The sequence below is a fragment of the Thalassospira lucentensis genome (assembly GCF_050516545.1).
Classification (GTDB): Bacteria; Pseudomonadota; Alphaproteobacteria; order Rhodospirillales; family Thalassospiraceae; genus Thalassospira; species Thalassospira lucentensis_C.
The window spans coordinates 3,927,186-3,940,422 of sequence record NZ_CP191544.1 but is presented as its reverse complement, the minus strand read 5'-3'; the positions used below and the strand labels follow the sequence as shown (position 1 = coordinate 3,940,422).

At 53.1% G+C, this 13,237-nt stretch carries 11 protein-coding genes; 8 read left to right on the top strand and 3 right to left on the bottom strand.

All coding sequences use genetic code 11. From position 1 onward, the window contains the following. Positions 1–25: 25 nt before the first annotated feature. Positions 26–487, bottom strand: coding sequence for a DUF2244 domain-containing protein (locus ACQ0MK_RS18115; RefSeq protein ID WP_430473787.1), 462 nt, complete (start codon positions 485–487; stop codon positions 26–28). 246 nt (positions 488–733) lie between these two features. On the opposite strand from ACQ0MK_RS18115, the gene nth reads away from it, so the two are divergent. After that, entirely contained in the window at positions 734–1,375 is a 642-nt protein-coding gene (nth, locus tag ACQ0MK_RS18110) for an endonuclease III (protein ID WP_350041201.1), read from the top strand. Positions 1,376–1,416: 41 nt separating this feature from the next. Here the strand turns inward: nth and ACQ0MK_RS18105 are convergent, their stop codons facing one another. Continuing rightward, positions 1,417–2,865, bottom strand: coding sequence for a penicillin-binding protein activator (locus tag ACQ0MK_RS18105; protein ID WP_430473786.1), 1,449 nt, complete (start codon positions 2,863–2,865; stop codon positions 1,417–1,419). Positions 2,866–2,900: 35 nt separating this feature from the next. On the opposite strand from ACQ0MK_RS18105, the gene rsmI reads away from it, so the two are divergent. The 6 genes from rsmI to typA all read left to right on the top strand — a co-directional run bounded on the left by rsmI (position 2,901) and on the right by typA (position 10,053). After that, positions 2,901–3,827, top strand: a complete 927-nt coding sequence (gene rsmI / locus ACQ0MK_RS18100; RefSeq protein WP_430476046.1) for a 16S rRNA (cytidine(1402)-2'-O)-methyltransferase — start codon at positions 2,901–2,903, stop codon at positions 3,825–3,827. Positions 3,828–3,829: 2 nt separating this feature from the next. Continuing rightward, positions 3,830–4,213 (top strand): YraN family protein, encoded by a 384-nt coding sequence (locus ACQ0MK_RS18095; RefSeq protein WP_430473785.1) that lies wholly within the window; start codon positions 3,830–3,832, stop codon positions 4,211–4,213. 190 nt (positions 4,214–4,403) lie between these two features. Beyond that, positions 4,404–5,066 (top strand): BON domain-containing protein, encoded by a 663-nt coding sequence (locus ACQ0MK_RS18090; protein ID WP_430473784.1) that lies wholly within the window; start codon positions 4,404–4,406, stop codon positions 5,064–5,066. A 108-nt stretch (positions 5,067–5,174) separates the two neighbouring features. Further along, complete coding sequence (locus ACQ0MK_RS18085; RefSeq protein ID WP_430473783.1) at positions 5,175–6,128, top strand: SirB1 family protein; 954 nt, start codon at positions 5,175–5,177, stop codon at positions 6,126–6,128. 663 nt (positions 6,129–6,791) lie between these two features. Beyond that, on the top strand, positions 6,792–7,781 hold the full coding sequence (locus ACQ0MK_RS18080; protein WP_430473782.1) for an adenosine kinase: 990 nt from the start codon (positions 6,792–6,794) through the stop codon (positions 7,779–7,781). A gap of 451 nt (positions 7,782–8,232) precedes the next feature. Next, entirely contained in the window at positions 8,233–10,053 is a 1,821-nt protein-coding gene (typA, locus tag ACQ0MK_RS18075; RefSeq protein ID WP_350041145.1) for a translational GTPase TypA, read from the top strand. A gap of 64 nt (positions 10,054–10,117) precedes the next feature. Here typA and ACQ0MK_RS18070 read toward each other — a convergent pair. After that, a protein-coding gene (locus ACQ0MK_RS18070) for an IS3 family transposase (protein WP_430472884.1) occupies positions 10,118–11,328 on the bottom strand; the annotation gives its coding sequence in 2 pieces (ribosomal slippage) (positions 10,118–10,989 and positions 10,989–11,328; 1,212 coding nt in all). A gap of 191 nt (positions 11,329–11,519) precedes the next feature. On the opposite strand from ACQ0MK_RS18070, the gene ACQ0MK_RS18065 reads away from it, so the two are divergent. Beyond that, complete coding sequence (locus tag ACQ0MK_RS18065) at positions 11,520–13,091, top strand: AmpG family muropeptide MFS transporter (RefSeq protein ID WP_430473781.1); 1,572 nt, start codon at positions 11,520–11,522, stop codon at positions 13,089–13,091. The last annotated feature ends 146 nt before the right edge of the window (positions 13,092–13,237 follow it).

Sequence of the window (13,237 nt, the reverse complement as noted above, 5' to 3'; positions counted from 1 at the left end):
TTGCGAATCCCTCAACCCGTCAGGGTTAAATCGGAAAATCCGCCGGATTGCAGCGGGTTTGACGTAAAACGCGCTCAAGCTTTGCCGCCAGATCGGTCTTTTCATCTGCGCCCAAAAACCCCGCGATTTCGAGATTTTTGCCATGTGTTTGCAAAAAAAGACTGCATTGGTCATCCTCGCCGCGCTGCAAAACAACGCGCAGCCAATAAGGCTGAAAATCAAATTGCTGCCGATCCCCACGAACCGAGATTCGCGTTACCCGAAGGTTTTCGGCGCGAAGTTCGATGCGTTCTTCCTGACGGGCGGATCGGAAACTGAAATAAAATGCCAGTGACAGCAAAATAACATCAACACCCAGAAACCCGATCACCGGCCAAGCCCCGACAGACCAGAATATCAAGCCGATTGTCGCGGTGATCCCGGCGACCAACAGCACAATGTTGCGTGCCGCCCGGCGCGACAAAGACCGGGGCGGAAACAAGGCCACCCGAAAAATCGGTTGTGTACTGCGCGGGACTGTTGGCAAAAACCGTCACCTTTTGCTGTGATGGTCTGATTTTGCGCCCGGCTTTGGGGTGACTGCAATCAAAATTCGATTTTCGGGCATCTGCGGTTTATATAATGTCATCTCAGGAGATCGGATCAGGGATGCGGCAGATTTGACACATGCCCGTCCCCAAATTGACCGCAAAAGCGGCACATTGAAAAGAGTTTGCTATCCATGGCCCGCCCGATGAACAAAGCCGCCATCGAAGAATTTTTTCAACGTCTCTCGGATGCTGATCCAGAGCCCAAAGGCGAACTGGATTACACCAATCCCTATACGCTATTGGTCGCTGTTGCCCTGTCGGCACAGGCCACGGATATCGGGGTTAATAAGGCAACCAAAAAGCTGTTTCAGATCGTTGAAACCCCGCAAGACATGCTTGATCTCGGCGAAGAAGCCCTGATTGGCCATATCAAAACGATTGGCCTGTATCGCGGCAAGGCCAAGAACGTTATGGCGGCGGCCAAAATTCTTGTCGAAAAACATGGCGGCGTGGTGCCCAACGATCAGGACGCCCTTGAAGAGCTTCCCGGTGTCGGTCGCAAGACTGCCAATGTCGTGCGCAATATTGCGTGGGGCGAACATACGATGGCGGTTGATACGCATATCTTTCGCATGGGAAATCGCACCGGCATGGCCAATGGTACAACCGTTCTGGCCGTGGAAAAGGGACTCCTCAAAAAGGTGCCTTCGCGCTTTATGACCCATGCGCATCACTGGCTAATCTTGCATGGGCGCTATATTTGCAAGGCCCGTAAACCACGTTGTGGCGACTGCATCGTCAATGATCTGTGCAATTTCAAAGACAAAACGCCCGCCGAAGCATGATCGGCAGGCGTTTTTAAATCATCAGACAATTCGTTTTATCGTCAGAAGACCAGATCAAACGTTGCCGGTGCGGGGGCAACAACCTTTGCCCCGTCCGGTCCAATTTGCATGATCGCATAGCCACGTTCCGACTGGCCATCAACCGTAAGCCGGAAAATGCCATCCACCCCGACAAAACCATTTGGATTGGTCAGTGCATCGCGTGACATCTGGTTTTCATCGCGCGCCATCAGGGCGGCCAAGGCCGTGCTGTCATAGGCCAAGCTTGAAATGCGTGGCGGTTGATTGCCAAAGGTCCGTTCAAACCGGCTGGCAAACAGCTCCCAGTTTTCCGGATTCGGTGCGGCAAAAATCCCGCCTTTAAGGGCCGGTTCGCTAAACAGACCCGGATCGTTCCAGCCAAAGGTGCCAATGAACTGCACAACCGACGGATCAATATCGAAATACGCCAAAAGCGCAGATACCTGACGCAAATCACCGCCAGTCGCAGGCAAGATCAATGCATCAAAATCAAGCTCGCCAAAGGTGTCGACACCTTCAAGCCGACGAAGGGCACGTTTGGACCCTGCACTGCCATTGGCTTCGAGTTGCGCTTTGTGCGCACGCAGATTGGCGCGACGCGCATCATAATTGGCAAAATCGCGAATGGTCTGCTGCAGGCTTTCTGAACCCGGCTGATAAAACGCCACCCGGCCAAGTGACCCACCAACCCGCGAAACCACCGTATTTAATGCCGCCGAGATCTGACGACCATAGTCATTTTGCGGCAACAGGGCAGCAAAGCGGAACCGGCCCTGACTGGTGGCATAGCCAACCGCACGGGCAATCTGATCTTCGGGGATCAGGCCATTGACCCAAACACCACTTTCGGCAACCCGGCGGTTATTGGAAAAGGCGACAACAGGGACATTGGCCGATTTGGCAACTTCGCTTGCACCGCTGACCGATTCGGCAAAGAGCGGACCAAGGATCATCTTTGCCCCTGCATCAACCGCCTGACGGGCAGCATCTTGCCCGCCCTGATAGGTGCCCGACGTATCAATCGGCATCAGGACGAAATCATCACCGGCAATGTCAAACATCGCCAATTCAGCCGCCTGACGCATTGCCTTGCCCAAATCGGCATGCTGTCCTGATAATGGAAGCAACAAGGCAACCCGTTTTTCATAAATGGCGGCATCGTCATTATAAAGGGTCGGGAGCTGCGCCCCTTCGCCTTCTGGCAAGGCAGCATCGCTTGGCCACGGGTTGGCGTCCGGAATCAATCCCTGATCCGGTGCGCTCATCGGGTCAACGGTGTTGGAGTTGGTTGTTTCAACCGGCGCCTCACGTTGCGTACCAAACAGGTCCGTGATACTCGTGGTCGCATTACATGCGGTCAGCCCGATAGAGAGGACAAACACAGATGCCGTCCGGCGTGCGACCCGGCCCAAAGCCGAAAACCCATCCAGATTCTGCAACGCCTGACGCGGCAGCGCCTCTTTTAGCATCCGTTTCTGCAACGGATGACGTTTCGGACAACCCAATCTCACCTCCCGATAAGTCATTTCGCTCGCAGGGTAATGCGGGCGAGGATGCAAGTAAACATGATCAAAGCCAATTACCACTTTCATCTGGTCTTTATCTTGTTGCTACTCCAATCGGAAATTTGGGCGACATTACGTTCAGAGCGCTGGAAATCCTGAAACGTGCCGATATTATTTTATGTGAAGACACCCGGACATCGGGAAAATTGCTCTCACGTTACGGGGTTAAGACCAAACGGGTCGCCTATCACGAACATAACGCCGCCAAGATGCGCCCGGAAATCATGGACCGCCTTGGCAAGGGTCAGGGACTCGCATTGATCTCCGATGCCGGAACACCCTTGATCAATGATCCGGGCTATAAACTGGTGCGCGACTGCAAGGCCGAAGGCTTTAACGTGACCGCAGCCCCGGGGGCCGCGTCACCGATTGTTGCGCTTATCCTTTCGGGCCTGCCCAGCGATCATTTCTTTTATGCCGGATTCTTGCCGCCCAAAACCATGGCACGGAAAAAGGAACTGGCACGCTTTGCCCCGATCCCCGGCAGCCTGATTTTCCTTGAAAGCCCCAAGCGCCTTGCGGCCAGCTTGGTCGATATGGCCGAAATGCTGGGCGGAACACGCGAAGCTGCCGTTACCCGCGAACTGACCAAAATGTTTGAAGAAGTTCGCAATGGCACCCTTGATGAACTCAGCGCACATTATGCCGAGGCTGGTGCGCCCAAGGGCGAAGTTGTTGTCGTTGTCGGACCCGCGAATGAGGCCGACAATGAACCCAGCCCCGAAGATATTGATGCGCGGCTTTCGGACCTGATCAAGACCCATCGGACCAAGGATGCCGCCGATATCCTTGCCAAGGAAACCGGGTTTAAGAAGCGCGACCTTTATAACCGCGCACTTGAACTGGCCAAACCGGATCAGGAATAAACATGCCGCGATCCCGCCCGCCAAGTGATGACAGATCAAATCGCAAACGGGCGGAAAAGGCCGGACGCCGGGCAGAAACAATCTGTGCGATGTGGTTGCATCTTAAAGGGTATCGCATTCTGGCAACCCGCTATCAAAGTCCGGCGGGGGAAATCGACATCATTGCCAAGCGTGGTGCCGTGATTGCCGCGATTGAAGTAAAGAATCGTTCTGATCGCGCCACCGCCTTGCATTCAGTTCGCCCGAAACAACAAAACCGCATTGCCCGCGCACTTGAAATTTATGCCGGACGCATCGGCCATCAGGGCGATTTGCGGCTTGATCTTATGATTGTCGGGAAATGGGGCCGGATCGAGCACCTTATCAATGCTTGGCAAAGTACCTAGCCCTCACCGGTTTACCGTCCCCACGCGCGCTTCGTATCCTTTTGCAGAGCCTTACGGATGCATCTTGGCAGGAAGTTTTGCATAAAAATGCATTTTTGCTGATAAACTGCCTTGGATTTTAAAACTCCTTAACCCCCAGCCGCGATGATGAAGATACGAAACCGGGGGAATTGGGACGAGACATTCGCATATGTCGTCAAGATCAGACATCGAACGGCACCACAGCACCAAAAGCTGCCGTCAAAACAACCGCGCATATAGCATATGTCGCACTCTGGTACTGGCCGGGATTTGTGTCCTGCCACTTTCGGGATGCACATCCTTTGTGATCGGTGCCGGTGCAACAGCAGGTGTTGCGGCGCTTCAGGAGCGCGGGTTTAATGGTGCGGTCAGTGATTCCGCCATAACCGCCGAAATCTGGCAGAAATTTCTCGCCCAAGATGAGAAACTGTTTCTTGATATTGAAATTGAAGTCGTCGAAGGCGAGGTCTTGCTTGCCGGGCAGGTTGAATCTACTGCTGACGAACTTGAAGCTGTAAGACTGAGCTGGCAGGTCGATGGTGTTCGCAGCGTGCATAATGAAATGAGTGTCGGCTCTGGCCTGTCGCTGATGGATAATGCCGGTGATCTTGTCATCACCACCAAGATCAAGGCCGCTTTGATGTTTGATGGCGATATATTTGCGATCAATTTCAGCATCGAGACCGTAAACGGCACTGTGCATTTGATGGGCATCGCCCAGAATGAGCGGGAACGGGACCGCGTAATCGCACATGCCCGCGAGACCAGTTATGTCAAACGGGTGGTTAGTCATATCCGCCTGAAAGACGATGCAAACCGGCAAGGAGCCTGAACCATTAGTACTGTAAGCCACATAACCGCACCGACCGATCCGGATCGTCAATGGCTTGTCGACTATTGCAAGGGTCTCAAGCCTGATGCCAGTGCTGCCGAAGCCGCATTGCATTTTGCCTGGCTTAATCAATCCGATGGCAGTCAAAAACGCGACATCGCGCCTTACTTGGCCCATCTTGATGATCTGGCCGATCAGCTGCGCCGTGAACTTGCGGATGCAACACTCCAGCCAGATTTATCCAGCCTTTCAAATGCCGATAGTCTTCCGGTTGATGACAAAGAGGCCGAACCAACCATCGAACAGGTTGTCAAAGCCCTCCAGACTGTCATTGCCGAGCGGAACGGGTTTCAGGGCGATGCTGAAAACTACGACGATATTTCAAATGCCGATCTGCTACAGGTGATTGAACGCAAACGTGGCCTGCCCGTTGCTTTGGGACTGCTTTATATCCACGCCGCCCAGCGATGCGGGATTATGATCACGGGAATTGATTTTCCCGGCCATTTCCTGTTGCGGGTTCAGGCCAACGGCAAACGCCGCATGATTGATCCGTTCCACGGCGGCATTACACTTGGCCCGGCGGAATTACGCGAACTGTTAAAGTCGTTCAGCGGTCTGGATGCCGAACTTGAACCCCGGCATTATCGTCCCTCGACCGACATTGATATTTTGTTACGACTTCAAAACAACATCAAGGTTCGTGCCCTTCGCGCCGGGGAATTGACCTTGGCGACCCGTGTTATTGAACACAGTTTGCTTATTGCCCCGGAGCATGACGGGCTTTGGCATCAGCTTGGTGCGCTCTATGCCCGCCTTGATCAGGACGACAAGGCCCTTGGGGCGTTTGAGCAGTTCGTTCAACGCTGTGAAGACCCCCTTCATCGCGCCCGGATCGAGGCCGTGATCGAAGAATTACGTGAACGGCTTGATCAGAACGCCACAAATCCGAAGGCCGTTTCTGACGACGCCCAAACCGCCAAACAATCCAAAGATAAAAGCACGGATCACGGTCCCGACGACAACGCACCGATCCCTCTTTATCCCGATTTGATGACCTGATTCGACAAGATCATCTGCCGATATTGCCCGACATTCACCCTGGAAGACCAAACCTTTGCGCAAGGTGGCCCAACAGCGCGCCCTCCCTGGAATTAGCTATTTTCGCTATTTTAGGATAATCAATTGCATCTATATTTCCATTAATAGATTTACTTAATTATCTTTAATATAAAACAAACCAGTCTGTTTGGTTTCTGACAGATGTCGAAAATGGGCAATTTACCCCTTCAAAATCATCTATTAAGTCTTGTTTCGGGTTTTTTGACTGGATTCTGTCGCATCTTCTCGCTCAACCATCAGAGAAAACTAAACAACGCTCAAACCCTTGATCTACGCGGGTTTGACGTCATCCCTGAATCGATAAGCCCTCGTCACCGACATCAAAATGCCGGAGAGGGTGAAAATGAAACCGGAGTCAGATCGAATTTTGCCCGGATGCGATCCAAAAAACATCTTTTGTAGTTTTTTGTGATCTTAACGACAGGTTAAACAACCGGGCACGAAACGGTCGCGACACTTGCACCGTCATCTGCAATGCATATACTCCGCGCCAGTCAGTTTTTAACGCCCGATCATCTACACTTGTCTGATCGGCCCGTCAGAACGGCTTACCGGACTTTAATGGTACCGTTCGAACCGAACAAACCGCAGGAATGAATTTACATGAACGACACCACAGTCGACGTCGTTGGTATCGGCAACGCCATTGTTGATGTCCTTGCTCATTGCAAGGAAGAAGACCTTACGCGTCTGAACCTTGTTAAGAACGCGATGACCCTGATTGATGCAGACGCAGCCGACAGCCTGTATGCGGAAATGGGCCCGGGCCTGGAAATGTCTGGTGGATCTGCGGGCAACACCATGGCCGGCATCGCAGCCTTGGGCGGCAAGGGTGCCTATATTGGTAAAGTGCGTGACGATCAGCTTGGCCAGGTTTTCCGCCACGACATCCGCGCGACGGGCGTCGAATTTAATTCTGCCCCGGCAACCGCAGGGTCCCCGACCGCGCGTTGCCTGATCTTTGTCACCCCGGATGGTGACCGCACCATGAATACATTCCTGGGAGCCTGCACCGAGCTTGGCCCGGAAGATATTGACGAAGACCTGATCAAATCCGCCAAAGTCACCTATATGGAAGGTTATCTTTGGGATCGCCCGGAAGCCAAGAACGCCTTTGTAAAGGCCGCCAAGGTTGCCCACGAGGCCGGTCGCCAGGTTTCCATCAGCCTGTCGGATTCATTCTGTGTTGATCGCCATCGCGATTCCTTCCGCGATCTGGTCCACAATCATATCGACGTTCTGTTTGCCAACGAAGACGAGATCAAGTCGCTTTACGAGGTCGACACTTTCGAGGAAGCCCTTGCTGAAGTCCGCAAACATTGCAAGGTCGCTGCCCTGACCCGTGGGGAAAAAGGTGCTGTGATCGTTGATGAAAACGAACTCCATGAAATCAGTGCCGAACCGGTTGCCAAAGTGGTCGATACCACCGGTGCAGGCGATCTGTTCGCATCAGGCTTCCTGTTTGGCTATACCAAGGGTCACGAACTTACCGTCTGTGGTCAGCTTGGTGCAATCTGCGCATCCGAAGTTATTTCGCATATGGGTGCACGCCCGGATGCGGACCTTAAAGAACTGACCGCGAAAATCATCTGATTGGCTTTGTAAGGCCTGTTAAGTGACGCCATACAGTCACTTCGCATTATTTCACGGGACGGCAACAATTGTGTGCCGTCCCGTTTTTGATTGCCAAAAGCCCGGATTTCGAGGCATTGCAGCGCAACACAAGCATTGACTTTATACAGAGTTTGGCGCAAACAGCCCGCATTGCAGAAAAATCAACCCCGCATGGCGTGTACGAGGCTGGTCATTCGCCTCCACATTGGCTATGACAGGGCAGCTTCGAGCTGGCCTGCAATTATCTTATGGGCCAGTAAACATTCAGCATGTGCCGCGCTCTGCAAAAAATTGCGCGGGTTTGACGTCATTGATCGAACGATACCGGTCAAACGGCTGCTGAATATCTACTGGCCTTGAAACTTTTACTGACCGATGCGCAAGGGACATATTCCGGCGCGCGGCATTTTTTATTCTGGAGTCCGCGCCAATGAATTTGCGCAATATCGCCATCATCGCTCACGTTGACCATGGCAAAACCACCCTCGTCGACGCGATGTTCCGTCAGTCCGGTGTCTATCGTGACAACCAGCGCGTTGATGAACGCGCCATGGACAGCAACGATCTGGAACGCGAACGCGGCATTACCATTATGGCAAAGCCGACCGCAATTCAGTGGGGCGACACCCGCATCAATATCGTTGATACCCCGGGCCACGCCGATTTCGGCGGTGAAGTTGAACGTATTCTGTCCATGGTTGACGGTGTTGTTCTGCTGGTTGACTCGGCCGAAGGTCCGATGCCACAGACCAAATTCGTTCTGGGTAAAGCCCTGAAACTGGGTCTGAAGCCAATCGTCATCATCAACAAAATCGACCGCCCGGATGAGCGCGCTGAAGAAGTTCTTGATGAAATCTTCGATCTCTTCGTCTCGCTTGAAGCATCTGATGAGCAGCTCGACTTCCCGACCCTTTATGCATCGGGTCGTGATGGCTGGGCCGCAGAAGCTCCGGAAGGTCCGAAAGAAAACCTGACCCCGCTGATGGATCTGGTTCTGAACTATGTTCCGGCACCAAAAGCTGACCTTGACGCACCGTTCGCAATGATCGCGACCATGCTGCATGCTGACAACTTCCTTGGTCGTATCCTGACCGGTCGTGTCGCGCAGGGCCGTGCGAAACTCAACATGCCGGTTAAGGTTCTTCGCGGCGATGGTACGGTTGAAACCGGCCGTCTGTCGAAACTGATGGGCTTCCGCGGTCTTGACCGTGTCCCACAGGAAGAAGCAGAAGCAGGCGATATCATCGCGATTGCCGGTCTGACCAACGCAACCGTTGCGGACACCATTTGCTCGACCGAAATCACTACCGCGATTTCAAGCCAGCCGATCGATCCGCCGACCTTGGCGATGACCTTCTCGGTGAACAATTCGCCGCTGGCCGGTCAGGAAGGTGACAAAGTTACCTCCCGTATGATCCGTGCACGTCTTGAACGCGAAGCCGAAGGCAACATCGCGATCAAGATCGGTGAAACCGCTGATAAAGACGCGTTTGAAGTTGCCGGTCGTGGCGAACTTCAGCTTGGCGTTCTGATCGAAACCATGCGCCGCGAAGGCTATGAGCTTTCAATCTCGCGTCCGCGCGTTCTGATCAAAGAAATCGACGGCGTGATGTCTGAGCCGTTCGAAGAAGTTCAGGTCGACGTTGACGAAGAATTTGCCGGTTCCGTTGTCGAGAAAATGAGCCTGCGCAAAGCCGAAATGACCGACATGCGGTCTTCTGGTGGCGGCAAGACCCGTATCATCTTCCACGCACCGTCGCGTGGCCTGATCGGTTATCACGGCGAGTTCCTGACCGATACCCGTGGTACCGGCGTCATGAACCGCGTGTTCCATTCTTATGGTCCGGTTAAAGGTGCGATTGCTGGTCGTCGTAACGGCGTTCTGATTTCCAACGATCAGGGCGACGCAGTTGCCTATGCTCTTTGGGGCCTTGAAGATCGTGGTTCGATGTTCATCGAATCAGGTACCCGCGTTTATGAAGGCATGATCATTGGCGAACACAATCGTAACAATGATCTTGAGGTCAACATCCTCAAGGGTAAGAAACTGACCAACGTTCGTGCATCGGGCAAGGATGACGCCATCACCCTGACCCCGCCGCGCCGTATGTCGCTTGAAGAGGCCCTTGCCTATATTCAGAACGACGAACTGGTCGAAGTTACCCCGACAAGCATTCGTATCCGTAAGCTGCACCTTGATCCAAACGTGCGCAAACGCGAAAGCCGCAAGTCGGAATCTGCAACCGCTTAATCGGTTCGGAACAAAGTGTGCCGTCCTAAAATACGTTGACGGTTTTACTTGAGCCAGCGGATGATCATCCGCTGGCTTTTTGATGCACATTTTCTGGAGTTTGCATTTCCAGAGAGATGTGCGGTCGGATGGTATTGTAAGTATCAACGGCCTCTTTGACCAGTTTACGGAGATCCTCGAAAGTTTTGCACCGGTGTAAGAGGAACTCCTGTTTGAGAATACCGTTCATGCGCTCGGCCAAGGCATTCTGATAACAATCATAGCCATCGGTCATTGACGGTGTAATTTGATGTTTTCTCAACACCTCCTGATAACAGCCTGAACAATATTGGAGCCCCCGATCAGAATGGTGGATCAGCGGCTCTTTGGTGATCCGGTTTTTGATTGCTTGCTTCAAGGCTCCGACAACCTCAGAAGCGGCCATGCTGTGGCTCAGCACATGCCCCATGATCTTGCGCGAGAAGGCGTCTGTCACCAGTGACAGATAATGCACACCTTCATCACTCTCGATATAGGTGATGTCGCTGACAAACACTTGCTCAGGGCGGCTTGGCTTGTGCCCTGCCAACAGGTTCGGATGCTTTCTCATCCAGTGTTTGCTGTGGGTGGTTTTGGTGTAATTCTTTCGTGGCTGTACCAGAAGACGATGCTCTCTGAGCCAGTCAAACAAACGGTCACGCCCCATCTTGATGCCAAGACGACGCAAGTCATCCTGCAGCAAATGATAGAGTTTACGTGCGCCAATCCGGGGCATATGCTGGCGCAAGCGCATGACGCAATCATAAAGTGGTGCGAGCTGTTCCTGTCGTCGGCAACGGCGTTGCAACAACTGGTAAACCGACTGCCTTGAAAGACCAAAACATCGACAGGTCCGGCTCAGACTGACTTGCCCTTGCGCCTGTAATGTTCTCGCAGTTCGGATAAGTACTTTTTTCGCAGACCCGCTCCATATTCCTCATCCATGATGGTGATCATGCCATCCATCACCATGACGCGGATCCGTTCGTCTTCAAGCTCCCTTTCAAGGCGCTTGATCTTCTGTTCAGGCGTTTCTTTCAATGGGGACATGGCTTTGTGCCTCGTTGTCGACCAGTCAAGCTTACCATGTTTGCGCAACCACTTCAGGACAGTACTACGGCCCTGTATGCCATACCGCATCTGTGCCTGCTTGTAGGTCATTTCGCCCTTTTCGACCTGTTCTACAACAGCCAGCTTAAAGCCCATATTGTAATCACGTTGTGTGCGCTTACGGCGCTCTATGCCTGACATCGACATTGTCATCTCCTATAGGTGACAACGTATTTCAGGACGAGACAAAGCATTACAAAAGGCCGGTCCATCAGGATCGGCCTTTTTTGTGCCTTCCCCGCGCAATCATTTCGCCTGACGTTTTGATTGAATGATTTCGGCTTTCCTTAACCTGTTTCCACTAGCTTCTCATCAGTGCTTTAAACGGGGGAAAATCGATGCACAGCGCAGAAAAGAAAAGCTGGGGCGAGGCCTTTGGCGCCTTCATTCACCCACGCGTGATTACGATGCTGTTTCTGGGATTGTCGGCAGGCATTCCCATCCTTTTGATTTTCTCCACCCTGTCGATCTGGCTGCGCGAAGCCGGGGTTGATCGCTCCACCGTGACCTATTTCAGTTGGGCGGCCCTTGGCTATTCCTTCAAATTTGTCTGGGCGCCGCTGATTGATCGCCTGCCCTTCCCTGTATTGCATGGCATTCTGGGGCGTCGGCGCAGTTGGTTGATCATTGCCCAGGCAGCCATCATTGCCGCCATCCTGTGGATGGGTCTGACAGACCCGGCCGAAAACCTGACCATGATGGCCTTTGCCGCGGTTGCCCTTGGCTTTGCGTCTGCCACACAGGACATCGTCATTGATGCCTATCGTATCGAGGCGGCGGATGCCGATCTGCAGGCGATGATGAGTTCGGCCTATATTGGCGGTTATCGTATCGGCATGATTGTCGCGGGTGCCGGTGCGCTGACCATTGCCGGCCTGTTTGAAGCCGAAGGAACGTACGAACCGTTTGCCTGGACCATGGCTTATGGCTGCATGGCGCTTGCCATGTGCATTGGTGTCATCACAACCCTTTTGGTCAGCGAACCGAATGCGCCGCGCGCCGAGAGCAAATATTTCCACGAAACATCTGACTATGTTCGTTTCCTTGCGATGTTCGCAGTCACCGTCATCGCCTTTATCCTTGCCAATCTTTATGCCGGGGACATCACCGATCCGCTCAAAACCGCACTGAGTGATGGCGGCATGATCAAGGAGCTTTCAGGCTTTATTGCCGGCACCCTGAAACTGGCGATTTCGATTGCGGTGGCCATTCTGGTGGCCTGGCTGACCACCCGTGTTGGATTGACGCCGACGGGTATGGTGCAAGAAACCTATATTTCGCCGGTAAAGGACTTCATTGATCGATATGGCAAGGCCGCGATCATTATTCTCGTCCTGATTGGTGTCTATCGCATTGCCGATATCGTCATGGGCGTGATGGCCAATGTGTTTTACACAGATATCGGATTTTCCAAGGAAGAAATCGCCGCCGTTTCAAAGACCTTTGGCCTGTTCATGACCATTGCCGGCAGCTTCCTGGGCGGGCTTCTTTCGGTGCGCTATGGCGTGGTGAAGATCCTGTTTCTTGGCGCACTTTTGTCGGCGGTGACCAATATCCTGTTTGCCTTTATGGCACAGATGGGGCCGGACACCGTGATGTTTGCCGTGGTGATCATGGCCGATAATTTGTCAGGCGGGTTGGCGACAGCCGCCTTCATTGCCTATTTGTCGGGCCTGACCAACATTTCCTTCACCGCCATGCAATATGCGATCTTTAGTTCGATCATGACCCTGTTCCCCAAAATCCTTGCCGGGTTCTCGGGCACAGTTGTCGATGCGGTTGGCTATAGCTGGTTCTTTATCGGTACCGCAATCATCGGCATTCCGGTTCTTTATCTTGTTGTGCTGGCCGGGCGCCTGACCGACGTAAAAGCCCCGTCAGAGCCCGCAGAGACGCAATCGGGCAGTTGATCAAACCGTTTCCTTTCCCGCTTCCATGGCCGATTTTACGGCCCTGAACGGGGAAAACAGACGAATACCACGCCCAAATAGAAAAACCGGACGCCAAATGGGGCGTCCGGTTTTTGATTCTGTGTTTTCTGCTTGTACGATACGGG

Excerpts from the sequence above, each read along its gene's own strand:
- ACQ0MK_RS18105 (WP_430473786.1), bottom strand. The coding sequence starts at position 2,865 with ATGCTAAAAGAGGCGCTGCCGCGTCAGGCGTTGCAGAATCTGGATGGG.
- ACQ0MK_RS18095 (WP_430473785.1), top strand. The coding sequence starts at position 3,830 with ATGCCGCGATCCCGCCCGCCAAGTGATGACAGATCAAATCGCAAACGG.
- typA (WP_350041145.1), top strand. The coding sequence starts at position 8,233 with ATGAATTTGCGCAATATCGCCATCATCGCTCACGTTGACCATGGCAAA.
- nth (WP_350041201.1), top strand. The coding sequence starts at position 734 with ATGAACAAAGCCGCCATCGAAGAATTTTTTCAACGTCTCTCGGATGCT.
- ACQ0MK_RS18065 (WP_430473781.1), top strand. The coding sequence starts at position 11,520 with ATGCACAGCGCAGAAAAGAAAAGCTGGGGCGAGGCCTTTGGCGCCTTC.
- ACQ0MK_RS18080 (WP_430473782.1), top strand. The coding sequence starts at position 6,792 with ATGAACGACACCACAGTCGACGTCGTTGGTATCGGCAACGCCATTGTT.
- ACQ0MK_RS18090 (WP_430473784.1), top strand. The coding sequence starts at position 4,404 with ATGTCGTCAAGATCAGACATCGAACGGCACCACAGCACCAAAAGCTGC.